The following is a 23,661-nucleotide window of genomic DNA, read 5'->3' as shown; positions in this document are numbered from 1 at the left end:
CAGCCAAAGACGGAAGCCGGATTGCCATCCATGCTGCGGCTGAGCGGACTCTGATATCGGAAGGTGTCGCTGTCCACAGGAAATCATGAAATCGCCCCCTTGAATCCTTGCACTTGGACCTTTATACGCCTTGACAATGAGTTCACATCATCGCCACTAGATTCCGACCGCTCGACATACCTGCATGGCCGCCGCCGCTCAGCCATCCCGCCTGCCTCAGCGCCGGAATTCCTTATCGTGGACAAAACCCATCCCGCCTGCATCCGAAGCTCTGCCTTGCCGCCGGTTCTGTGGTACCTGCCAACCCTCGCTGCCGGCCTGTGTCTGCACGGAGCGGCCAGAGGCAGCGAGATTCCAGCAGCTGCCCGGCCGGCCGGCCTCGCAACCTCAACCCAGGCGACCGCACCCCGACCGCGCCGTCCCGCTACTCGTCTGGATACGATCGAGGTCAGCGCCACGGCAGTGGGCTATCACGCCAGCCGAGTCGATTCGGGCAAATACGCCACCCCCGTCGCCGATGTGCCGCAATGCATCCTGATGCTGCCTCATGCCTTGCTGCAGGACCAGAATGTACACAGTTTGCGTGACATGCTGAGCAACAATGTGGCCGGCATCACTTTCGCCGCCGGCGAAGGCGGTGGTGGCCTGGGAGACAATCTTTCGATGCGCGGCTTCCAGAGTCGCAACAACATCTATGTCGACGGCATCCGCGACGCCACCCAGATGATCCGCTCCGATGATTTCAATCTGGACCACATCGAGGTGATCCGGGGTTCGGATTCGTCCTATTCGGGTGCCGGGGCCGTGGCCGGCGTCATCAACATGAGCAGCAAGCGGCCCGCCCTGACAAATTTCAACCATGTCAGCCTTGGGGGAGGAACGGCCGTCAATCGACGCGCCACCATCGATATCAACCGGATCCTCTCGCACAAGTACGGTATCGCCGCGCGTATGAACGCGATGGGCAATTTCAACAATATCGCCGGTCGCGATACGGTGTTCAACCACCGCTGGGGCTTCGCGCCCTCGATCACCTTCGGCCTGGGCACGCCGACCCGGGTGAACCTGTCCTACCTGTACGAGAAGGACCACAACCTGCCGGACTTCGGCATACTGCGCGATCCGCGCAATGATGTGAAAGTACGCGCCCTGCCCGGCAGCCGCTGGAACGGCTATTACGGATTGAGGAATTTTGATCGCGACGATGCACGGATCAATACCGTCACGCTCAAGATCGATCACGACTTCAGCAGCCAGCTGCAGCTGCGCAATATCTCCCGCTTCAGCGATGTCAATCGCCGGACCGGCGCCACCGCCACCACCCCGCGCCTGATGGATCTGGATCTGGCCGCCGGTACTTATGACGGAGGTTTCGGGCCGTCGGCCTTCCGGCGGGCCTATTCCACCCAGCAGGTCGAAAACCAGACCGACCTGATCTGGTCGCATGGCGACAAAGCCGGTCCGCACAACACGCTGGATATCGGCCTGGACTTCTCACGCCTGAAATACGCCGGCGCCCAGTTCTCCAACATCATTCCTGCCTCCGAACTCGGCCAGCTGAGCATAAGCCATCCCGCAGGCCGCTACGACGGTCCGGTCATGGCCTCCTACCCTATTCGCAATACCCGCAGTCAGCAGGTGGACAAAGGCATCTATCTGATCGATACCCTGGTGATCGACAGCCATTGGCAACTGACCGGCGCCGCCCGTTACGACAGCTGGGATCTGCAATATGAGGATCTGGTCGCCGGCAACCGCCAGACCAGGACCGATGGACTGTTCTCATGGAAACTGGGGGCCACCTGGAAGCCCACCCGGGCCGGTGCCGTCTACCTCAGCTATTCCACCGCCGTCCTTCGACGCCATCGCCTCCTACGGCTTGCTGGGGCGCGGCCAGCTGAGCCTGGCACCCGAAACCGCTGAGACCTGGGAGCTGGGCAGCAAATGGGAGTTGTTCCAGCAGCGACTGGCCTTGACCGCTGCCGTCTACCAGACGGCCATGACCAACGCGATGACTACCGATGCCTTCGGCAACAGCTTCAACACCAGTGGTCGTCAACGTGCCCGGGGGCTGGAGCTGACCGCTGCCGGCAGGATCACCGATATCTGGCAGATCATGGCCACCTATGCCTATATCGACAGCAAATATCAGTCGGGCAATGACGTTCCCGTCGGCCGGGCCTTGTTCAATACCCCCCGCAATTCGGCCACCGTATGGAACACCTGGACCCTGCCCGGCAACTGGACCATCGGCTATGGCGCGCAATATGTCAGCACCCGCTTCGTTTCCAGTCGACCTGCAGGCAATCTGCTGGACGGAGACCTGTCCCGGTTGGCGCTTTCCGGCCATTTCGTCCACAACGCCATGCTCGGCTACGCCATCAACGATCACGTCGGTCTGCAGTTGAATATCTACAACCTCGACAACCGGCGTTATTTCGATGTGGCGCTGAACGGCAGGGGCTTCGTACCCAATATCGGCCGCTGGGCCATGCTGACCACCAATATCCAGCTGTAACAGACCGGCTTGGCCCAGCACGATCATTGCCGACCGGCGGCCGGACCACTCGCGACGGGTCTTGCCGCCGCAGCTCGGCGCATGACATGCGTCGCTGACCGGATGCAACACCGCGTCGCATCAACTGGCCGCAGCCTCAAGGATGCGCAATATCTTGCGACTCGTTTATCCCATGGTTTGATCAAGGCTTTTCCCGCTGGCTTTGCCACGCGCCATATCACTCCATTGCGGTACGGATTCGCATGAATTTTCGAAAAGGACTTCAAAACGGCTGGCCATCAACGATCAGACATGAGTGCCATTTGCCCGCCCCTGATCAAATGCGTATCATTCTTGTTCGCAAGACGATCAATGCAGACCTTCGACAAAATGGTCTGTGACAGCCATCCGAATTCCCTGTCGTGCCAGGACTGACCCCGTGACCACTGATTCCTCTCCCTTTGTTCGTACCGCACCCCATGCAGTAGCCAGCCGCCGCCTGCCTTCCACCCTCGCGGCCACGCTTTGCCTGTGCGGTGTCGCCCATGGCGGCGAACTGCCGGCCGGTCCTGCCGACACATCCGCCGACACGTCATCGAACGGTCAGGACGTTCATTCGCCACACCATCATGGCAAGACACTGCAGCGTGTCGATGTCGTCGCTGACGCGGCCAGCTATCACGCCGACCACGTCGAGTCGGTCAAGTTCGCGGCACCGATCGCGGATGTGCCGCAAAGCATCCTGGTGATACCGGACAAGGTACTGCAGGATCAGAATGTGCACAGTCTGCGTGACGCCCTGACCAACAATGTGGCAGGCATCACCTTCGCTGCGGGCGAGGGCGGCGGCGGCCTGGGTGACAATCTCTCGATGCGGGGATTCCAAGGCCGCGATGATATCTACGTTGACGGCATCCGTGATGCCGCCCAGATGATCCGCTCCGATGATTTCAATCTCGATCACCTGGAAGTGATCCGTGGCTCGGCCTCTTCATACTCAGGGGCTGGATCCGTCAGCGGCGTCATCAACATGGCCACCAAGAAGCCCAGGCTCGAAAATTTCACGCGCTTCAGCCTCGGCGGCGGCACCGCCGCGAATCGCCGCGCCACGATAGATGTCAATCGAATTCTGTCCCAGGATCATGGCATTGCCGTGCGGCTGAACGCGATGGGCAATCTCAACAATACGGCTGGCCGCGATTCCATTTTCAACCATCGCTGGGGCTTCGCGCCGTCGATTGCCTTCGGTCTTGGCACCCCGACCCGGGTCACCTTGTCCTATCTCTACCAGAAGGATCACAACCTGCCGGATATGGGCATTCTGCGAGATCCTCGCAACATCACCCGTGTCCGCCAAGTCCCCGGCAGCCGCTGGGACGGCTATTATGGTCTGCGCAACTATGATCGCGACGATTCGCGGGTCAATGCCGTCACGCTGAAAGTCGATCATGATTTCAGTGACAAGCTGGTGCTGCACAATGTCTCCCGCTTCAGCGACGTGAATCGCACCACCGAAATCACCACCAATACGGTGCATCTCAACACGGCTGCCCTGCCGGACAATCTGGATCTGGCCGCAGGCACTTACAACGCTTACGGCCCGGGCGGTGTTCGCCGTCAATTTTCCACTCAGCAGGTGGAAAATCAGACCGACCTGATCTGGAAACAAGGTGACGAATCCGGTCTGCACAATACCCTGGATACCGGCCTGGATTTCTCGCGCCTCAAGTATGCTGGCGCACAGTTCAAGAATGCCATTTCCCAGTCAGATCGCAACGGGCTGAGCATCAGCGATCCGCTGGGCTATTTCGCCGGCGAACCGGCCGCGATGGCGATCAACAAGAACACCTCCAGCCAGCAGGTGGACAAGGCCGTCTATCTGATTGATACCCTGGTCATTGATCCCCACTGGCAATTGACCGGGGCCGCCCGCTTCGACAGCTGGGACCTGCAGTACAACAATCTGGTCGGCGGTGCCCTGCAAAGCAAGACCGACAATCTGTTCTCCTGGAAGCTGGGCGCCACGTGGAAGCCCACCGACCAGGGTTCGGTCTATCTGAGCTATTCGACGTCCAAGCAACCACCGTCGTTCGATACCATCGCCACCACCGGTTCGGTCAGCGGCAACCAGCTGAGCCTGGCGCCGGAAACGGCCAATACCTGGGAACTGGGTACCAAGTGGGAACTGCTGCAGAAGCGGCTTTCCCTGACGGCCGCGGTCTACCAGACCCAGATGACCAATGCCCTTACCACGGATGAATTCGGCAACGACTACAATACCAACGGCAAACAACGGGCCCGCGGCCTCGAGCTGACGGCCAGCGGCCAGATCACCGACTGGTGGCAGCTGATGGCGTCATATTCATATATCGACAGCAAATATCAGTCCGGCAACGACGTGCCCGTGGGTCGCGCGCTGTACAACACGCCTCGCAACGCGGCCAACATCTGGAACACCTGGACCCTGCCGGACAACTGGACCATCGGCTATGGCGCCCAGTATGTCAGCGCACGCTATGTCACCAACCGTCCGGCGACCAGCCTGTCCGATGGCGACCTGGCCAGCCTGATGCTGTCCGGCCACTTCGTGCAGAACGCGATGATCGGTTACACCGTCAACGACCATGTCAGCCTGCAGTTGAACCTGTACAACCTGACCAACAAGCGCTATTTCGATATCGCCTTCAATGCCCGCGCCTTCGTTCCCAATGTCGGACGCTGGGGCATGCTGACGGCCAACTTCCAGTTCTGACAAGCTCGATCACCTGCAACTATGCGGGTCCGTTCCCTCGCCGGGGCGGGCCCGCCTTGGTGTTCGCCGGCTCGCTCGGCATATCAGGGAGCACTTCACCCTGTCGAGGCAGGAGGTGCCCGGGTTCAAGTGCGCAAGCACGCATCTCGATATCGTGCAGATTCCTTGCGTCGCGCCGGATGCGCCATCCCGGACATGCTCAGGAACGGCAGGAATCCACGTTTCTTGGTGGACTCTGGCAACGTTCCGGATAACTTCCACCTGCATCACACCGACTCAAGGTTGGCATCGAGACCCTGGCGGACAGCCATCGTTCGCGCAGTGGCGGACGCCTTGTCAAGACGCTCATGGACGACATCCATCCCAGCCTTTGAATCAGGTTTCACGGACATCAAGACGCCTTTCTTGAGCATCATCCGATGGAGATGCATGAATCCGGGAACTCTCTTGCCTGACGGCAAAAGAGCTCAGTGAAGGAGCGATGCAAGAGACGCTAGCGTCATCACCATGGCTTGCCAAACCATCAGACCGGATCGTCACTGCTGTCGTCACAACTGTTTGCTTGACCCGCGCTCTTGGTCAAGCCTAGATTCGAATGGCCCCGTGCGGTCGGTATTCGATCTCAGGGAAGCGGAGCCATGCCGGAAGGATGCCGGCAGCAAGCACCCTCCATTTGCGGACCCGGAGCTGCCCACATGGATGTGATCGACCGGATGACCTCACTATGGCTGCCATGGCTGTGCTGGACCTGTCTGCAGACCTTGCTGCTGACCGGTCTGGTGGCCTTGCTGGATCGCTGCCTGCCAAGACTCTCGGCGGCGACCCGCTGCACGCTGTGGTGGCTGGTGGGGCTGCAGGTACTGGCGGGGCTGGGCTGGCGACTTCGGCTGGTCTGGCCATGGCCGCCAGGCGACGATGGCCTGCTGGCACGGCTGGGTATCCCTGCCGGTGACTTGGGCGTCAGCCCGCCCGGCGGCGGCAGGATTCGCCCGGCCATGCTCGACGACATCATCGTCCACGGTCTGCGCTGGCTCTTTCTGGCCTGGCTGGGGCTGCTCATCGTGCAGGTGCTGATCTCGCTGGGCCAGGCCTGGCAGGCACATGCCCTGCGTCGCCGTTCGCAGCCTCTGCAGCAGGAGCTGATCCGGACCCTGGCCGGCATCCAGGCACGGGGCATGGGGCTGCGGCGACTCCCCGAGCTGCGCACCGCCACCAGCCTCGGCTCACCGGTGGTCAGCGGCCTGTGGCGACCGATGATCCTGCTGCCGGCGACCTGCCCGTCGGCCCCGGCCGAGGCGGCGATGATGATTGCCCATGAACTGGCCCATCTCCGGCGAGGTGATCTGTGGCTGGGCTGGGTACCCGCCCTGGCCAGACATCTGCTGTGCTTCCATCCGGCCTTGCTGTGGAGCAACCATGCCTACCGACTGCAGCGCGAAAGCGCCTGCGACAGTCTCGCGATGCAGCACAGTCGCGAGGATCCCCAGGCCTATGGACGACTTCTGCTGCAATGGGGGGCTGCTCGGCCGTCCGATTCGCAACTGGGCAGTGCCCCCAGCGGACACCGCGACCTGCAATGGCGACTGCAGGCCTTGCGCCGCAATCAGGCGAAGTCGCCGGAGCGGCGATGGCAGGCCGTCGCCGCCATGCTGCTGAGCCTGTCGGGGGTGCTGCCATATCGCCTGAGCCTGGCCGATCCAGCGCTGCAGGCCGTGCAACCGCCCCCGATGATGACGCCGATCATCCCGGCCATGGCGCCACTGCCGGTACCGCCGCCGCCGGTGATCAGTCCGCCACGGATTTCGCCACCGATTCCGACGCCGGCGCCAGTCCCCGCTGGCAGCGGCCCCTCGTCCCGGCCTCCGACCGCCTGGGCCGCCTTCGATGGCCAGACCCTGTACTTCCAGGGCGGGGCCGACGACCAGGCACGCTTCGCTCGCCATCGGCAAGGCCAGCAGCCCGTGTTCTGGTACCGCCATGGTCAGCAGGTCTGGCTCAGTCATGACCCGGTCCTGATCCGGCAGGTGGTCGGGTCTCTGCAGAGCCCATCAGCCATGGCCGTCCGCAGCAATGCACTCGATCCGGCGCAGCGGGCATTGCTGCAACAGCAGTGGCTCAACGCCAGAGAGCAAAGCGATCTGGCCGCGCGCCAGGCCGATCTGGCCGCCAGTCAGGCCCGGAACCACCGCGCACGGGTCCAACAGCTGTGGCAGGCACGTCTGCGCCAGCCACCACTCCCGGCCGCCAGCATTGCCCACCCGCTCAGCCTCTCGCCGGAGCCGAGCGATACCACCGAGATGGACAAACTGCGCCAGCGACAGCGGGTCTTGCAGGAACAGATGCAGGATCTGGTCCGGCAACAGCAGGTCTATGCCACGCCCCCGCAGGCAACCGGCAGCGGTCAGGCCCCGGCAAAATTGCAGCGGCTGCTGGAAGGTGCCGTACGTCAGGGCCGAGCCACACCCGTCAACCCCTAGCCTGCGGCACTCTGCCGTCCGCTCGTCTCCGCAGCGCCCATGTCATGACCAGCCCCGCCAGCAGGCCCCACAGCGGCGCGCCGAGACCGAACCAGTCCAGCCCCGAGGCCGTCACCAGAAAGGTCACCATTGCCGGTTCACGGCCCTGTTCGGGAATCAGCGCCGTGGCCAGACTCATGGTCAGGGTCGGCAGCAAGGCCATGCCGGCGAGCACCGCAACCAGCACCGGCGGCAATGCCGCGAATCCCGCTGCCACAGTCGCGCCGAACAGACCCAGCAGCAGGTAGGTCAGACCTGAAGCCAAGGCCGCGACATAACGCCGGCGGGCATCGTCATGGACTTCGGCCCCCATGCAGATCGCAGCAGTGATCGCCGCCAGATTGATGGCAAAGGCCCCCAACGGAGCCAGCAGCAAGGTGGCCAGCCCGGTCCAGGTCATGACCGGCGAGGCACGGGTGGCCCGATAGCCATAGCTGCGCAGGACAGCCAGGCCCGGCATGTTCTGGGAGGCCATGGTGACCAGAAACAAGGGCAGCGCGATGGCCAGCGCATGCAGGCTGAATCGCGGCCACACCCAATGTGGATGGGCCAGTTGCAGTGCAGGCAAGGGCCCCTGCAGCTGGCCCTGGAATCCCGCCAGTCCGACCCCGACCGCCAGCGCGGCAAGCAGGGCGTAACGCGGCCACCACCGCCGACCGGCCAGCCACGTCGCCAGCATGCCCAGCACCAGGCCGGCATGAGCAGGCAGCAGGGCAAAGATCCGTATTCCGAAATGCAACAGCACGCCGGCCAGCATCGCCGCGGCCAGACCGGCCGGCATCCTGTTCATGATCCGCTCGAAACCGCCGGTGACGCCGGACAGGGTAATCATCGCGCCACAGATCACGAAAGCGGCAATGCACTCGGCCAGCGGCACGCCACTGGCTGCGGTGACCAGCAAGGCTGCACCCGGTGTCGACCATGCGGTCACCACCGGCTCGCGAAAACGCAGAGACAATCCGACCGAGGTCAGCGCCAGTCCCAGGCCCAGGGCCCACAACCAGGAACCGATTTCCTGATCGTCGGCACCTGCCGCCCGCGCGGCCTGGAACACGATCGCCGCCGAACCAGCAAAGCCGACCACCACCGCAATGACCCCGGCCAATATCGCGCTGAACGACAGATCCTGCCATACCGCACGCCGACCATTCAGGCCTGCTCCTTCACTCCCCACCTGCATGCACTTGGTGTCCCCCGGATTCAAGGCCATGACTCTGGCATGCCGCCGCCGCCAACTCAACGCGGGCGAGGCTTGGCCCGATGGGTGGCGGTGGCGGTCCAGGGATCATCCGGCCAGGGATGACGGGGGTAGCGGCCCTTGAGTTCCTTTTTCACTTCCGGATAGGTGCGCTCCCAGAAACTGCGCAGATCCCGGGTCACCTGGATCGGCCGGCCGGCCGGCGACAGCAGATGCAGCACTACCGGCACCGTGCCGCCGGCGATGGTCGGCGTATCGGCCAGCCCGAACAGCTCCTGCAACTTCACCGCCAGCACCGGACCACCCTCCGCCGCGTAATCCAGACGGCGACTCTGGCCACTGGGAACAGTGATGGCCTCGGGGGCCTGCGCCTCCAGCTGCTGCCGTGCCGGATAGTCCCACCATCCCTCCAGAGCCCGGGCCAGCTCGCCGCCGGACAATGCATCCAGCCGGCGCTTGCCCTGCAACCAGGGGGCCAGCCAATCTTCCAGCGTGGCCAGCAGATGCTCCTCCGACAGATCGGGCAGGTCCAGCGCCGGCTGCCAGCTGCGCAAGGCCTGATTGCGCGCGCGCAGGCGCTCACTGGCCTCGGTCCAGGGCAGGCAGCCCAGCCCCTGCTGGCGGATCGCCGCCAGCAGCGCCGCCAGGGCATCACCGGCTTCGACCGGTACGCTGCGGCGTTCCAGCACGATGGCCCCGAAACGGGACTCCTCGAAGGCTTCGGCGGCCTGTCGTTCGACATTCCAGACCACACGCCTGGCGGTGTTGAACAGACCGGCATGAACCCGCTCCAGGTCGGCCGGATCCAGCGGTGCCGCGCTCATCACCAGACTGTCGCGGCTCTCGTGACGCAAATCCATCACCACCAGCCAGGGCTCTCCCAGCAGCGACGTCGATTCGTGCAGACGGCAGCCCCGACCATTGGAGAGCGTGTAGCGCAGCGGTTGCTGCGGATCCTGGTGCGCAATCCGGTCCGGATAGGCGGCCAGCAGCAGGCCGCCTGTCCGCCAGGCATCCGGTACCCCGCTGGCCGCGGCGCGACAACCCAGGCGCTGGCGCCAGCCTTTGGAAAGTTGTTCGATGGCCGCCAGCGCCGGGATATCGGCATCTGCCAGACCACCGCGTCCCGAACGGCGGTCGCGCCAGCCATGCAAGGCGGCCAGCCGAGGCCTGAAGTCATCCGTGCGCGCCGCCTCGCCACGCAGCGGCGACCGGCTTTCCATCAAGGCCAGCACATCGGCCACCAGAGCCTGCTGCCGCTCGGGTGCCTGCAGTACCGCCGCCGCCAGCCGCGGCGGCGCACCCAGCGCCAGCATGCGCCGGCCCTGCGCGGTGATCCGGCCGGCTGCATCCAGGGCACCGAGCTGGCCCAGCAAGTCCCGGGCCTGCGCCATCGCCCCCGCTGGCGGCGTGTCCAGCCATGACAGCTGCGAACTACCCCAGGCCGCCAGTTCCAAGGCCAGCGTCGACAGCTCGACCTGGGCAATCTCGGGACTGCGGGCTGGCTCCAGCCGTCGGCTCTGCGGCCACAGGCGATAGGCATGACCAGCAGCGACACGGCCGGCACGACCGGCGCGCTGATCGGCCGAGGCTTGTGAAATCGCCACCGTGGCGAGTCGGGTAAAACCCGAGGCCGGATCGAAACGAGGTTCCCGCGCCAGCCCCTGATCCACCACCGCCCGGACCCCGGGCAAGGTCAGGCTGGACTCGGCCACATTGGTGGCCAGCACCACCCGTCGCTCACCGTCCGCCGCCGGCTGCAAGGCCTGCTGCTGGTCGGCCAGAGTCAGCTCGCCGTGCAAGGGCAGCACCTCCACCCCGGCCGCCACGACCTGCTCCAGCCGGCGCTGCAGACGGGCGATCTCGGCCCGACCGGGCAGAAACACCAGCACATCGCCATCGGTTTCGGCCAAGGCCTGCTGCACCCCGCGAACGAGCTGGCTGTCGGGGGTTTCCTGCGGCCGGGCCGGCGGATAGTGGATCGCAACCGGGAAACTGCGCCCGGCACTGCTCAGTCGTGGCGCCTTCAGCCAGACAGCGATGCGCTCGCCATCCAAGGTCGCCGACATCAGAACCAGCCGCAGATCAGGCCGCAGGGTCGCCTGCACATCCAGCGCCAGCGCCAGACCGAGATCGGCGGCCAGATGCCGCTCATGAAATTCATCGAACAGAATCGCGCCAATGCCCTCCAGTTCCGGATCATCCTGGATCATCCGCGCCAGAATCCCCTCGGTCACCACTTCGATCCGGGTTGCGGCACTGATCCGGGACTCGAAACGGATCCGGTAGCCCACGGTCTGGCCCACGGATTCACCCAGCTGCGCCGCCATGAATTGGGCTGCCAGCCGCACGGCCACCCTGCGCGGCTCCAGCATGATGATGCGGCGCCCCTCCAGCCAGGGCTCGGACAACAGGGCCAGCGGCACCTGGGTGGTCTTGCCCGCCCCTGGCGGGGCTTCCAGCACCAGTCTCGGCTGCGCAGCCAGGCTGCGCCGGATCTCGGGCAATACGGGGGCGATCGGAAATTCAACAGGTTTCGTCGAGCTCATCCGCCGGCATGCTACAGGCTGCAGACGCTCCGGTCAGGATCGGCCCCCCCGCCCGGCGCAGGATCTGCACGTCAGGGCGAGGAAAGCGCCGACGGTGCCTCCACTCGTACCGTGCGCTTGCCGAAGAAGCGCCGTTGATGATCTGCTCCGGCCGGGACCGGCACCCCGTCACCGAATGACCCGGCCGGCATCGGCGGCGAGCCTCCCGTCAGCCGGCCCGGTGGCCATTGACGGATCGTCAGCTGCGGATCCGCCGCTTCGCCGCTGGCCCAGTTCTCCTGCTGCAGGCGATAGCGCTGGGCATATTGGCGATAGTCGGCCCACATGGGTGGTGCCGACACCGCCAGTGCCGTCCCCAAGGCCAGACACAGCAGCCAGGGAGCCAGCCGCTGCAGCAGCGGCGCGTTGCAGCCGGCGGCCTCCAGGGTCAGGCCCAGCCCCGCTCCGAAAGCGGCCAGCGCCAGCACCATGAAGCATTGACGAACCGTATCGTGATGCTCGCAGCAGAGTTGCCCGAACTGATACCAGGCGGCAAAGATCGTGGCAGGCACCATGGCGGCCGCGCCGGCGGCCAGCACCCACAACCCCCTGCGTCGAGTCAGCGGCAGCCCCTGGCCGACGGCCAGACCCGCCGCGGCACCCAGCAGGGCCAGCTTGGACACCACTTGCAACGTGGCGGCGACGCCGGCATCGCCGGCGGCAAACCACAGATGCGGCCAGCTGGTCGTCACGGATGCCCGCAAGCTGCTCCACAGCTGATGGACCGGACCGGCACCCGGAATCTGTTCGACCACCCCTCCGGCCCGATGCGACAGCATCAGCCCCAATACCAGGCCGGCCCCCAGCAAGGACGGCAACAAGGCCCATCCGCCACGCCGCGACCGGCACAGACTGAGCAGGCCATGGATCAAGGCAAACATGGCACCGATTTCCGAACTCAGTGCCGCCAGCAGCAGCCAGCCGCCGCAAACCCAGCTCCGTACCTGCGCGCCAGGACGCAGATGTTCCGCAAAGACACCCATCACACCGGCCAGCGTCAGTACATAGGCCAGCGAAGCCACCGGCCAATAGAACACCCTGGCCACCGCATGGCCGCTCAGACACATCGCGCAGACCGTCAGCGTCAGCGGCAGCCAGTGCCGGCCCGCACCGGCGGCAACCCGCCACAAAGGCATAGTCGCCGCCGCCAGCAACCACAGCAGCGAGAACAGCAGCAGCTCCGGAATCCAGGCTCGCCCCGTGGCCAGCACCAGCCGGCCATAAAGATGGATCAGGAGTTCCGAGACCGGTCGCGGACTCCAGACCCAAAAGCGATGCCAGCTCGCGGCGCCCCCTTGCAGTGCCATGTCGTGGAAAATGTCATATTCGTCCGAATACCAATGGCCCAGCGGAAACAGCCCCGCGAACAACAGCAGGGTCAGGCCTGCCAGCCATGCCGCCATACGCCTTGCCACCAGCCTGCCCCCTGCGTGTGAACGCCCCACCCGGCGTCCTGCCGGTCATCGTGCACGCTGCAGCCCGGCTTGTCATGAGCCTCTGCAGCAACACCGCGGCACAAGGCCATGGACGATCAGTGCGCGGACATCCGCAAGGGCTGCAGCGACTGGAATTTCTGCCGATATTCGTCACTGACCGCCTTCGCTTCCTCGCTGCTGCTGATCACCTTGGGTGTCAACAGCACGATGATCTCGGTACGCGTGCGATTGCGTGAGCGGGTACCGAACAGACTGCCCAGCAGCGGAATCCGGCTGAGCCAGGGCATGCCCTGCCGCTGATCCACGTCCTGCTGCTGGATCATGCCGCCCAGCAAGACCGTCTGCCCGCTCTGCACAGCCACCTGGGTGTTGATCGAGCGTTCGGAAATGGTGGGATTGCCCTGGGCATTGGCGGAGTTGCCCAGCACGCTGCTGACCTGCTGGTTGATGCTCATATAGACCAGACCGCCCGGATTGACGCGCGGCTGTACCGTCAACAACACACCGGTGGGGATATAGGTGGCATTGTTGACCACATTGTCGGCATTGCTGTTGATATTGAGGCTGGTGGTATTGATAGGTACCTCGTCTCCGACCTGGAAGTTGGCCGTCTGGTTGTTCATCACCACCACGGACGGTGCGGACAGGACCTTGGTCTTGCCATTGGATTCCATCGCGTGCACGGCGACCTGCAGATTGTGGGTCAGAAATGAGTAATAGAACCCGTCACCCGCACCCAGGGTATTGCCGCCGCCGCCCACCGCGCCTTGCTGATGATTGCCGGGATCACCGGGAACGAGCGATGACGTACCGCCACTGTTCGAAGTCGTAGCGCCAGCCAGGCCCTCCAGATACCACTGCACGCCGAAGCTGAATTCGTTGACCAGGGTGACCTCCAGGATCCGCGCCTCGACCTGGACCTGGAGCGGACTGACATCCAGCTGCCGGATCGCCTGCTCGATCTCATGCCATTGCGCGGGCCGCGCCCGCACCAGCAGCTGGTTGCCGCCCTCGGCGGCAGTGATCCGCACGCCATGATCCAGGATACTGGCGCCGACATGCGGGCGAGCCATGCCGTCGGAGGCGAACTGATCGCCGGGCGTGCCCGCTGCCGCGGCCGTGCCGGCAGCGGTTCCGGACCGGCCCATGCCGATACCTGTGCCCATCCCGATACCCGTGTTCTGGCCGATGCCCGCGCCCATCGCACCGGATCCACCGGCTGTCGCCCCCAGTCCGCCGGCGTTGCCGGCGGACTGCCCCAGCGTCCGCGCGGTCAGCCCCGGCGCCACCTGACCGGAGCTCGGGCGATCGCCGGAGACGCCACTGTCGGAGCCATAGATGTCATTCAGATAGATGGCCATGTCGGAGGCCTGGATATTGTGTACATCATAGACGTGCAACTGCGGCTCGTTGCCGCCGCCACGATCCATCCGCGCGATCCAGTCCCCTACCTCCTGCAGATAATCCGGCTGGGTGGTGATCACCACCAGGGCATTGGTCCGTTCGATGGGAATAAAGCGGAACATGCCGGCCAGCGGCGTATTGCCCTGCGGCCCGAACAACCCGTTCAAGGGTTCCATCAAATCCTTGACGTTGGCCTGGTCGAGGCTGAACACGCCGACCGAGGTGCCACGCAGCCAATCCACATCGAAGGTAGCCACGGTCTGCTGGTAATTGCGCAATTCCTGGGGGGTGCCGGCCATCACCAGCAGATTGCGCCCCGGATCGGCCAGCAGTACCGCATCGGCCCGCGCAAAAGGCTTGATCAGTTTCTGCATCTCGATGGCCGAGATATAGCGCAACGGAAACAGTCGCGCCTGCAGCCCCCCAGCGGGAGCCGCGGCACCCAGCCCGGGGACCACGTTGCCGGCTACGGCGGCCGCGGCTGGAGTAACCACATAGCGCCCCTCCTGGCGAACCAGTGCATTGCCGGTCCAGGCCAGCAGATTTTCGAGAATCGGCAAGGCCTGGGACCGGGTCACCGGCTGCGAGGTCGAAAACGAGACCTGGCCTTGCACTCCCGGAGCCACGCTGTAATTGGCTTGCAGCAGATCGCCCAGAATGGCCTTGACCACGGCCTGGATCGGTTGCCCTTCGAAATTGAAGGTGACCGCCCCGGGTCCCTGCGCCACCCGGGCCGCTGTCGCCGGGCCCTGCACCCGCAGATACTGTCCCGAACCCGGACGATACTCGCGCCCGCCAGCGACGGCAGCGGCCGCCGCCGCGGCGGGTGGCACCGCGACCGGTGCCGGGCGCTCAGTGCCGGCCATGGCCTCACGCTGCAGGCGTGCATCGTCAGGCCGCTGCCAGTCCTTGCAACCAGCCAGCATGACCAGCAGCATCAAACACGGATAACGCAAGCATGGCGCCATATCTGCCGCATCCTCATGAATGGGTACCACTGGCAGCGGATGCCGCCGGAGGTTGCGCCCGCAAGCGCTGCAATGCCTGCCGCAAAGCTTCGCGACGCTGCTGTTCCAGAGCCTCATCGGGACCGGCGGGCGATGACGACATGGCCGGTCTAGTAGCGACTGAAGCGGCCGCTGCCGGCATCAAAGCCAGTCGCAGCTGCCGCCCATCCCTGGAAAACCAGGCCTGACGGGGTTCCAGCCGGGTCAGTTGCCAGCCACCGTCCGGCGTCCTGGCTCCCAGAGCGACCCGCAGGCCACCAGCCGCGGAAGCGGCCCCCGCCGGACCGGATCCCGGACGCGGTCGCAGCAGAGCCAGCTTCAGCCCCGGACTGATGATCACACCCGTCAGTTCCAGATCACCCAGTCGCCGGCCCTCTCCTCGCGGCTGCAACGGCTGCCGGTCCGGGTTCAGCAGCGGCCGTTGCCAGATCGCCGAAAACCGGGACAGCGCCGGCACCGCCGCCGCCGGTACGGAGGCGGCCTGCGCCAGCATTGGAGGCAAGGGCCCTGGCGGACTCCAGTGCACCCGTCGATCGCCACCGGCCAGCAGCCACAGCAGCCCCAACCCGGCCAGCAGCACGCCAGCCAGCAGCCACCGCGTCAGCATCCGTTCGCCCGCCGCATTCATGGCGCCGGCTCCGGGCTCGCAGCGGCGGCAGCCACCCTCAGAAAACCGGCCACCGTGAACTGGACTTCGGCGCGGGGATCGGCGGCGTCGTTGAAGGCCTGCGCATTCGGATACATCACGAAATCACTGATGTAAATATAGGGATGTCCATATTCCAGGTCATATAGCACCGCTGCCAGACCGGCCGGATCGCAACGCAGATTGATCGTGACCCGGACCTCGCGATAACTCGCCTGCCCCTCCCGATCCATGGCGACCGGTATTTTCTGGGTGACTTCACAGGCCGCCGGCCCGCCGTGGGCGGCCACGCTGGCCACCACCCGCTGCATCAGATCCGCCGAAGCCGTACTGGGGTCGTCATCCGGCAGAAAATCCCGGGCTTCCGAGGGCTGCCGTTGCAGACCCGCCAGGCGCCGCTGCCATTCAGGCCGCAAGGCCAGTCGGGCCGCGTTCGTGGCCTGCTGCTGGCGCAGGGCGGCCATTTCCTGACGCTCACGCCAGGCCGGCGCCACCAGCCACCCATGCAGGCCGATGCCATACAGCAATGCAGCCAGCAGCAAGCCCAGACCGATCGGCCACAGCGCCGCCGGCAGCTTCGGCCATTCCGGCCGGCGCCTCATGGCCGGGATTCCAGGGCTGGCCGATGCAATTGCGCCGTCATCGAAAAACGCTCCTTGCCGGACAAGGGGTCGCGCAGGATCGTACCCTGGAACCCGGGTTCACCCAGATCGCTGGCGGCTTTCAGCACATCGACAAGATGCGCGGCCTGAGGTGCCAGGCCGAGAAAGCTGAGCCTTCCGTCGGCATCGATACTGAGACGCTGCAGCGAAGTGTCGTCGGGCAGCCGTCGACTGAGTTCGGCCAGCACCTGAACCACCGGCACCGTCTGCTGCCGCCGCCGTTCGAGAAAGCCGGCCGCACGGCCACGCTCGAGACCTTCCCGTTGCAGCTCGGCCAGTTGCCGCAACGGCAACTGCTGTGCCGCCACCGCCGCCCGCATGTCCAGCAGCGCGAGATGCCGGTTGTGACGCCACTGGCCGGCCACCGCCAGCAGCAATGCCAGCAGGCACAGACCCAGTCGCACATTGAGCCGGCGGCGCGGACGAGGATGGGCAGGACGACGCGGCGGCGGCAGCAGATTGAAACCGGCAAGACCGTCGGCCTCAAGCAGGTCCACACCGTCCAGCGCCAGCCCCAGATCGGCCAGCCGTGCCAGCCAGCCATCCAGCCGCGCCCTCGGCGCTACCGCCAATCGTGCCTGCAAGGACGACGATCCGGTCGCGGCCGGCACTTCCCGGATATCAAAATACACCTGCTCCGGACGGAACGGCGTCTGACGGTCCATTTCAAATCGGGCGATCCTCACCAGCGAGTGACGGGCGGCCGTTGGCAGCTGCAGCTCTCTGACCAGACCGCAACCGGCAGGCAGGCCCAGCCACAATCGGCGGTCTTCGACGGCGACGCCCTGCATCGCGGCAAGCACATGCTGGCGCTGCAGTTCGGCGGGCAACCGATCCGGCCAGCGGTCCAGCAACTGCCTCCCCTCGGCGGCGAACAACTGCCAGTACTCACCAGCCGGTATCAATACCAGCTGCAACCTGCCTTCCCGCAACAGCTGCCCCAGTCCTGACGGCAGGGCGGCCACACATTGCCGCCAGCCCTCGGCCAGCGTCAGCCGCCAGCCGACCGGCAACCGCAGCAGCAGGCCACGCCAGCCGGATGCCCATCGCTCCGCCATGGATGCGCTCATGGCATGCCATCCTCCTGCCAGCGCAGGACCGTATAAGCCCTATCTGCAGACCATCCCTGCAGTCGTACGGTCGCGGCCAGCGTCGCCCGCACCCCGTCCCCTGCTTCGGCACTGACCTCCACACTTTCCACCGTCCCCCAGGCCGTCGCGGCAGATATCGCCATGGGCCGGCTGATCCTGGCCAGATAGGTCTGGCGGGCAGCCGCTGGATCCAGTCCCGTGGAGGCCGCCAGCACCCGTGCCGAAGCCAGCTCCGGCACCGGCATCGCCATGCCCGACCACAGCGTGGCGTCCGGCAGCATCAACTTCAGCGTCGCCGGTCCCAGTCCGGGAATGCGCCCCAGCTCCTCGACACTGGCAAAAGGCGCGCCGCGCGGCCCGTAATCGGCTCCTGCAGCCCGATACCTGGCATCCTGCCGCTGGTGCTGGCCCAGCGTCAGGATCGGGCTGCGCCAGGCGATCAAGGCCGCCGCCACATTCCGTGCATCCTTCACACCGGCCTGCATCAGCCAGCGCTGCAACAACCCGGCCGGTGCCTGGTTGAGGTCGATCTTGCCTCGATCGTCGCGCACGGAAATGCGGACGTCCATACCATCGCGGGTCAGGTGCCGGGTGGCACCATCGATACGCAGCGGGGCGGCCGGATCTGGCGCCTGCAACAAGCTGAAGATCGTTTCGATCAGCGCCGACTCGGCCACGTCACGGGCCAGTGCATGAGCCAGCTGGTATCGTGCCTGCAAGGCCTCGACCCGCGCCACCAAGGCATAACTGCCGACCAGAATGCCAAGCAGGGTGCAGGCCCACAACACCACCAACAAAGCCGATCCGCGCTGATCCCGGTTCATGGCATGCCTCCATCGAAAGCATCCGGTGTCTGCAGCGGGTCAGGATCGATCCGTGGCGCAATATCCAGCGGCGGCCATGGCTGCCGGTCCTTGAATTGCAGTTGCAGGCCGATCAGCCGCGGCAATCGCCCTGGCACGGTCCAGTGCCCCTGCCAGGCGCCCTCCCGCTCCGGCGTATCCGCATCCCGGTAAGCAAAATGGCCGCCACTGATGCCATCCAGCAACACCTCCGGCGGCAGTCGCCAATGCAGCGGCTCTCCGTGCATGGGCAGATCCGCCAGCTGCAGTTCCAGACGTCCGGAACGGCCGTCCATCTGTACCAGTTGCAGTTGCTGCACCTGCAGACCACGACCACCCAGTGCCGCCACGGACGGTGCCACAAAGCGCAGCTTCCGGGGGCCTCCTTGCAGCCATCCAGGCGGCCTTGATACCGGGTCCGGGATGGCCACGGTCCGGATCTGGGCCAGACTGCGGCGCAGAAATTGCCGGGTCGCGAAGATCTCTTCATCACGACGGGCCTGCCGCAGCCCCGTCTGGACCAGCTTGCGGGAACCGCTGAGCGCGGCGTAGACGGCACTCATCAGTACCGCCAGCAACAGCATCGACAACAGGACCTCCAGCAGGGTGAAACCTCCCGCCCGAACGCGTCCCGCCCCTTTGGGCCGGCTCATGGTACCGATTCCAAGGCGGGCACCCGGGCGATGCGCAGGGTATGAAATCGCTGATGGCGGGCCTGTCCGGCCACGCGCCAGGTCAACTGCAGATCCAGGCGGTAAAGGCGAATACCGGCCGCAGACGCACGATCAGCCAGCAGCGTCGTCTGCAGACGCCAATGTCCACCCTCTTGCAGCGTCCCCTGGCTGATGCCAGCCCGCGCCGGACCGGCGGCGAAGGCGGCATCCAGCAAGGATCGCGCTTCCTGGATCCGCCCGATCTGCCCCGCGGCCTGCTGGTGCAATTGCCGCGAGCGCCCGGCCAGCATCAGCAAGGCGGTCAGGGCCACAGCCAGGATCATGATCGCGGCGATCATCTCGAGCAGACTGAACCCGCGCTGCGCATGCCCCATGTCATGGCTCCACCGTCGCGGTACTGATGGCGACCGCACCGGTCAACCAGGAAACATCGAGTCGCCACTGCCGGCGGCCTTGCCGCAGGGTGACCCGTCCGCCGCTGGAACTGCCGTCCGGGAAAAAACGGATGCCGCCGGCTTCGGTCGCCGCAGGCTCGACGGCCTCTCGCGCATAGCGCATGCCAAGATGCAAGTCCCCGGACAGAACCACCGGGACCGCGTCGCCGATGCGATAGCTGGCGCGCGCCGGATCCAGCCGGAAATCGGTGATCCGGCCACCGACCACGGCTTGCAGCCGCGCCCGCCGCAGCGCTGCCGCCAGCTCCCCCGCCGCCGACTGGGCACGGGCGCCACCCAGACCGCGCTGCACGGAAACGGCCGTCATCGTTGCCATCACCCCGATCAGCAATACCACGCAAAGCATCTCCAGCAGGCTGAAGCCGGACGCCGGACGCCGGAGATCGTCGCGGCCTTTGCAGGTCGCGCCGCAGGGTGGCCGCGGACTCACTGCCAGTTGCCGACATCGGCGCTGTATCCCTCGCCACCGGGCTGGCCATCCTGGCCATAGAAGACCAGATCGTAACTGCCATGCTCGCCCGGATACGCGTAGCCGAACGCATGCCCCCAGGGATCACGCAAGGCCCCGGCTCTGGCGTACGGCCCCTGCCAGTTCACCGCCCCCTGGGGGCGCTGCAGCAGGTCCTGCAGTTGTGCCGGCGGGCTGCCGTTGTCCAGCGCATAGGCCTCGACGTCCTGGGCCAGCGTCGCCAGCTGGGCCTTGCCCGCCCCGTACTTGCCCTTGTCGACATTGCGTCCGACCTGGCTCACCACCACGGTGCCGACGATGCCGATCAGCACGATCACCGCCAGCATTTCCAGCAAGGTGAAGCCGGCTGCCGCCGGCCGACCGGCACGAGGCGGATGCAGGAGGTCGGAACCGCGTGAATGGAACATGTTCAACTCCCGGACGGGTCACTGGATATGGCTGGTCAGGCTGAGCAGAGGCAACAGGATGGCAGCCATGATGATGGCCACCAGCACGGTCATGACCAGGGTCAGGGTCGGCACCAGCGCCGACAGCAACCGGTCGATGCTGCGGCGTGATTCGGTATCGAAGGTATCGGCGACCTGCAGCAGCAGGCGATCCAGTTGGCCGGCCTCTTCGCCGACCTGCACCATCTGCACCGCCAGCGGCGGGAACAGTCCGGTCTGGGCCAGCGCCGTGCCCAACCGGCCGCCATCGCGCACCGTTTCGATGACTTGCTGCAGGGCCGCGGCCAGCGCCAGATTCGCCGTGACGCCGGCCGCCACCTGCAAGCCGGCCAGCAACGGCACGCCATGATGCAGCAAGGCGCCCAGGCTGCGGCTGAGACGTGCCGTCTCCAGCTTCAGGGACAAGGGACCGATGCCGCGCAGGCCCAGCCACCAGGCATGCCAGCGACGGCGCTGCCCGGGCTGGCGCATCCGGTGCCGCCAGCCGAACAGGGCCGCGATCAGTATCGGCGGCAGCAGCCAGCCCAGCTCGCGCAGCGCCGTCCCCAGCCCCAGGATCAGGCGAGTGATCCAGGGAATCGGTACCTGCATGTCGGCGAAGATCGGCACGAACTGCGGGACGACCCAGGACAGCAGCAGGATCAGCGAGCCCAGCACGCCGGCCAGCAGAAACGCCGGGTAGATCAAGGCATTGATGATGTCCCCTCGCAGCGTCTGGGATCGCTCCAGATAACCGGCCAGACGTTGCAGACTGTCATCGAGTGAACCGCCGGCCTCGCCGGCCCGCACCAGACTGACATAGAGACGGGAAAACACTCCGTTTTCAGCATCCAGCGCCAACGACAGCGGCTCACCGCCGCGCACCCGCACGCGCAGCCGCTCGATGAGCCGCCGGCCGCCCCGCTCGTCACGCAGCTCGATCAAGACCCCCAAGGCCCGGTCCAGTGGCTGGCCCGCCGCCAGCAGGGTTGCCAGTTGCTGGGTGAACAGCAGCATCTGTGCTCCGGACAACTCATGCCGCCGCCGCAGGCGCTGCCACAGGCCCGCCCCTGCCCCAGGTTCGGCGATGACGGCTGCCAGAGGAATATGGCCCTGCTCCTGCAGCCGGTGGACCACCTCGGCTTCGCTGGCCGCCTCCAGCCAACCCTGCAGAGCCTCGCCCTGCTGGCTCAGTGCCGAATAACTGAACCGGCTCATCGGATGACCACCCGCCACGCCCCCCGGCCATGACGCAAGGCGGGCACGGAACGGAAAGATAAGGATGGACGGTCAGGCGGCCATATGAGTGACACGAAGCACCTCCTCAAGGGTTGTCAGACCCCGCAAAGCCTTGCCGATGCCGTCTTCATACATGGTCCGCATGCCGGCAGACCTGGCGGCCGCCTCAAGCTGTTGTTCACCGGCATGCTGCATCACCAGTCGCTGGATCGGCGCCTCCATCACCAGCAGCTCGACAATGGCGCAACGGCCCCGAAAACCGGTCGGATTGGCAGCACTGCTGCCGGGCCGCCACAACTGCAGCGGAGCGCCCGCCGCATGACGATCCAGCTCAAAGCGCTCGATCAGTTCCGAAGAGGGCTGGTAGGGAATCGCCAGCTCGGGATCCAGTCGGCGCACCAGCCGCTGCGCCAGCAAGGCATTGACCGTCGAGGCCAGCAGATAATCCTCGACGCCCATGTCCAGCAAGCGGGTGATGCCACCGGCCGCGTGATTGGTATGCAGGGTGGACAATACCCGGTGCCCGGTGAGGGCGGACTGGATCGCGATGCGGCAGGTCTCCAGATCGCGCATCTCACCGACCATCAGAATGTCGGGATCCTGACGCAGGATGGAGCGCAGCGCAGTGGCGAAATCCAGGCCGATCTGCGGTTTGACCTGAATCTGGTTGATGCCTTTCAACTGGTATTCCACCGGGTCCTCGACCGTGATGATCTTCACCTCGTCGGTATTGAGTCCGGCCAGTGCCGTATACAAAGTGGTGGTCTTGCCCGAGCCGGTGGGTCCGGTCGCCAGAACGATGCCGTGCGGTCGCTTCAGCACCTCCAGCAGACGTGCCTCGAAGTCGGCATCAAATCCAAGATGGGCAAAATCCAGCACCACCGACTGCCGGTCCAGCAGGCGCATCACCACCGACTCGCCGAACCCGGTGGGCACCGTGGAGACCCGCACGTCCAGCTCGCGGCCCTGGACCCTCAGCACGATGCGGCCATCCTGCGGCAGGCGACGCTCGGCGATGTTCATTCTGGCCATGATCTTGATCCGGCTGATCACCGCCGCGGTCGAACTGGCCGGAGGCGACTCCACGTCGTGAAGCACGCCGTCGATCCGGTAGCGTACTTTCAACGTGGCATCATAGGGCTCGATATGGACATCCGAGGCCCGTTGTTCGACCGCACGCTGCAGCAACAGATTGACCAGCCTGATCACGGGCGCTTCGGAAGCGAGATCCCGCAGATGCTCGACATCATCTTCGGCGTGCCCTGCCTCGTCGAGATGCTCGACGATGGTTCCCATCGCCGAACGACCACTGCCGTAGCCCCGCTCGATCAATGCCTCGATCTCCGAACGCAGGCCCACCCACAAGGCCACCGGGCGACCCGCGGCCAAGGCGATGGCATGCAGCGGATAGCGATCGGCCGGATCAGCCAGCGCCACCGCCAACTGGCCATCAGCGCATTGAATCGGCACGGCCTGCTGGAACTTCAGGAATCGCGGCGAAAGCTCCAGCGACGGCGGAGGCAGCTCGGCCACGCTGGCGGCGACCAGCAGCGGTACTCCCAGCTGCTCGGCCCAGGCCTCGGCCACGTCCCGTTCAGAAACCATGCCGAGGCGTACCAGCAAGCCGGTCAGGCTGCCGTCGGTCGGCTGCAGCAGGCGCCGGGCCCGCTGCAGATCCAGCGGCTTCAGACACTCCCGTTGCAGCAACCACTGGCAGACCGCCTCCACCGCCGCATGGTCCATGCCGGCCACCGCAGCGG

At 65.5% G+C, this 23,661-nt stretch carries 16 protein-coding genes and 1 pseudogene; 3 read left to right on the top strand and 14 right to left on the bottom strand.

The window, feature by feature from the left end; translation table 11 throughout:
* Positions 1–63: 63 nt before the first annotated feature.
* From FRAAU_RS17610 to FRAAU_RS00595, 3 genes and pseudogenes are all read left to right on the top strand, one after another.
* A pseudogene (locus FRAAU_RS17610) lies at positions 64–2,518 on the top strand (TonB-dependent receptor).
* Positions 2,519–2,936: 418 nt separating this feature from the next.
* Entirely contained in the window at positions 2,937–5,249 is a 2,313-nt protein-coding gene (locus FRAAU_RS00600) for a TonB-dependent receptor (RefSeq protein WP_014401628.1), read from the top strand.
* 695 nt (positions 5,250–5,944) lie between these two features.
* Positions 5,945–7,726, top strand: a complete 1,782-nt coding sequence (locus FRAAU_RS00595; RefSeq protein ID WP_014401627.1) for a M56 family metallopeptidase — start codon at positions 5,945–5,947, stop codon at positions 7,724–7,726.
* Here FRAAU_RS00595 and FRAAU_RS00590 read toward each other — a convergent pair.
* The 14 genes from FRAAU_RS00590 to gspE form a co-directional block, all read right to left on the bottom strand.
* The gene (locus FRAAU_RS00590) at positions 7,716–8,945 is read right to left on the bottom strand and encodes a benzoate/H(+) symporter BenE family transporter (RefSeq protein ID WP_052317949.1); all 1,230 of its coding nucleotides are present in this window, start codon (positions 8,943–8,945) and stop codon (positions 7,716–7,718) included. The two genes, FRAAU_RS00595 and FRAAU_RS00590, sit on opposite strands and share 11 nt — an antisense overlap.
* Before the next feature lie 56 nt (positions 8,946–9,001).
* Complete coding sequence (hrpB, locus tag FRAAU_RS00585) at positions 9,002–11,512, bottom strand: ATP-dependent helicase HrpB (RefSeq protein ID WP_014401625.1); 2,511 nt, start codon at positions 11,510–11,512, stop codon at positions 9,002–9,004.
* Between the two features lie 71 nt (positions 11,513–11,583).
* Positions 11,584–12,954 carry a hypothetical protein gene (locus FRAAU_RS00580; RefSeq protein WP_014401624.1) on the bottom strand — a complete coding sequence of 457 codons (1,371 nt, stop codon included), beginning with the start codon at positions 12,952–12,954 and terminating at the stop codon, positions 11,584–11,586.
* A 128-nt stretch (positions 12,955–13,082) separates the two neighbouring features.
* Positions 13,083–15,359, bottom strand: coding sequence for a type II secretion system secretin GspD (gene gspD / locus FRAAU_RS00575; protein ID WP_014401623.1), 2,277 nt, complete (start codon positions 15,357–15,359; stop codon positions 13,083–13,085).
* Between the two features lie 13 nt (positions 15,360–15,372).
* Positions 15,373–16,026, bottom strand: a complete 654-nt coding sequence (locus FRAAU_RS16260; protein WP_014401622.1) for a hypothetical protein — start codon at positions 16,024–16,026, stop codon at positions 15,373–15,375.
* Positions 16,023–16,646, bottom strand: coding sequence for a type II secretion system protein GspM (gene gspM / locus FRAAU_RS00565; RefSeq protein ID WP_014401621.1), 624 nt, complete (start codon positions 16,644–16,646; stop codon positions 16,023–16,025). Before gspM ends, FRAAU_RS16260 begins: the two co-directional genes overlap by 4 nt.
* Positions 16,643–17,776, bottom strand: a complete 1,134-nt coding sequence (locus FRAAU_RS00560) for a PilN domain-containing protein (RefSeq protein ID WP_014401620.1) — start codon at positions 17,774–17,776, stop codon at positions 16,643–16,645. Before FRAAU_RS00560 ends, gspM begins: the two co-directional genes overlap by 4 nt.
* Positions 17,773–18,621: a type II secretion system minor pseudopilin gene (locus tag FRAAU_RS00555; protein WP_014401619.1), complete on the bottom strand. Its 849-nt coding sequence runs from the start codon at positions 18,619–18,621 to the stop codon at positions 17,773–17,775. The genes FRAAU_RS00560 and FRAAU_RS00555 overlap by 4 nt, the downstream gene beginning before the upstream one ends.
* Positions 18,618–19,292 (bottom strand): prepilin-type N-terminal cleavage/methylation domain-containing protein, encoded by a 675-nt coding sequence (locus FRAAU_RS00550; protein WP_014401618.1) that lies wholly within the window; start codon positions 19,290–19,292, stop codon positions 18,618–18,620. The genes FRAAU_RS00555 and FRAAU_RS00550 overlap by 4 nt, the downstream gene beginning before the upstream one ends.
* Positions 19,289–19,687, bottom strand: coding sequence for a type IV pilus modification PilV family protein (locus tag FRAAU_RS00545; RefSeq protein ID WP_014401617.1), 399 nt, complete (start codon positions 19,685–19,687; stop codon positions 19,289–19,291). The genes FRAAU_RS00550 and FRAAU_RS00545 overlap by 4 nt, the downstream gene beginning before the upstream one ends.
* 1 nt (position 19,688) lies before the next feature.
* Complete coding sequence (locus FRAAU_RS00540) at positions 19,689–20,198, bottom strand: GspH/FimT family pseudopilin (RefSeq protein WP_425598079.1); 510 nt, start codon at positions 20,196–20,198, stop codon at positions 19,689–19,691.
* On the bottom strand, positions 20,195–20,644 hold the full coding sequence (gene gspG / locus FRAAU_RS00535) for a type II secretion system major pseudopilin GspG (protein WP_014401615.1): 450 nt from the start codon (positions 20,642–20,644) through the stop codon (positions 20,195–20,197). The genes FRAAU_RS00540 and gspG overlap by 4 nt, the downstream gene beginning before the upstream one ends.
* 18 nt (positions 20,645–20,662) lie before the next feature.
* A complete protein-coding gene (locus FRAAU_RS00530; protein WP_014401614.1) occupies positions 20,663–21,880 on the bottom strand; it encodes a type II secretion system F family protein in 1,218 nt (405 codons plus the stop codon).
* A gap of 72 nt (positions 21,881–21,952) precedes the next feature.
* Positions 21,953–23,644, bottom strand: a complete 1,692-nt coding sequence (gspE, locus tag FRAAU_RS00525) for a type II secretion system ATPase GspE (RefSeq protein ID WP_156803453.1) — start codon at positions 23,642–23,644, stop codon at positions 21,953–21,955.
* Positions 23,645–23,661 lie beyond the last annotated feature (17 nt).

Origin of the sequence: Frateuria aurantia DSM 6220, assembly GCF_000242255.2 — a bacterium.
GTDB classification, from domain to species: Bacteria; Pseudomonadota; Gammaproteobacteria; order Xanthomonadales; family Rhodanobacteraceae; genus Frateuria; species Frateuria aurantia.
This window is presented reverse-complemented; position numbering and strand designations above follow the sequence as displayed.

What these genes read in the sequence shown, in the direction of transcription:
- FRAAU_RS00555 (WP_014401619.1), bottom strand. Translation starts at nt 18,621, where the DNA reads ATGAACCGGGATCAGCGCGGATCGGCTTTGTTGGTGGTGTTGTGGGCC.
- FRAAU_RS00545 (WP_014401617.1), bottom strand. Translation starts at nt 19,687, where the DNA reads ATGGGGCATGCGCAGCGCGGGTTCAGTCTGCTCGAGATGATCGCCGCG.
- gspG (WP_014401615.1), bottom strand. Translation starts at nt 20,644, where the DNA reads ATGTTCCATTCACGCGGTTCCGACCTCCTGCATCCGCCTCGTGCCGGT.
- FRAAU_RS16260 (WP_014401622.1), bottom strand. Translation starts at nt 16,026, where the DNA reads ATGAATGCGGCGGGCGAACGGATGCTGACGCGGTGGCTGCTGGCTGGC.
- FRAAU_RS00595 (WP_014401627.1), top strand. Translation starts at nt 5,945, where the DNA reads ATGGATGTGATCGACCGGATGACCTCACTATGGCTGCCATGGCTGTGC.
- gspM (WP_014401621.1), bottom strand. Translation starts at nt 16,646, where the DNA reads ATGAGGCGCCGGCCGGAATGGCCGAAGCTGCCGGCGGCGCTGTGGCCG.
- FRAAU_RS00550 (WP_014401618.1), bottom strand. Translation starts at nt 19,292, where the DNA reads ATGAGCCGGCCCAAAGGGGCGGGACGCGTTCGGGCGGGAGGTTTCACC.
- FRAAU_RS00560 (WP_014401620.1), bottom strand. Translation starts at nt 17,776, where the DNA reads ATGAGCGCATCCATGGCGGAGCGATGGGCATCCGGCTGGCGTGGCCTG.
- gspE (WP_156803453.1), bottom strand. Translation starts at nt 23,644, where the DNA reads ATGGACCATGCGGCGGTGGAGGCGGTCTGCCAGTGGTTGCTGCAACGG.
- FRAAU_RS00530 (WP_014401614.1), bottom strand. Translation starts at nt 21,880, where the DNA reads ATGAGCCGGTTCAGTTATTCGGCACTGAGCCAGCAGGGCGAGGCTCTG.
- FRAAU_RS00590 (WP_052317949.1), bottom strand. Translation starts at nt 8,945, where the DNA reads ATGCAGGTGGGGAGTGAAGGAGCAGGCCTGAATGGTCGGCGTGCGGTA.
- hrpB (WP_014401625.1), bottom strand. Translation starts at nt 11,512, where the DNA reads ATGAGCTCGACGAAACCTGTTGAATTTCCGATCGCCCCCGTATTGCCC.
- gspD (WP_014401623.1), bottom strand. Translation starts at nt 15,359, where the DNA reads ATGGCGCCATGCTTGCGTTATCCGTGTTTGATGCTGCTGGTCATGCTG.
- FRAAU_RS00580 (WP_014401624.1), bottom strand. Translation starts at nt 12,954, where the DNA reads ATGGCGGCATGGCTGGCAGGCCTGACCCTGCTGTTGTTCGCGGGGCTG.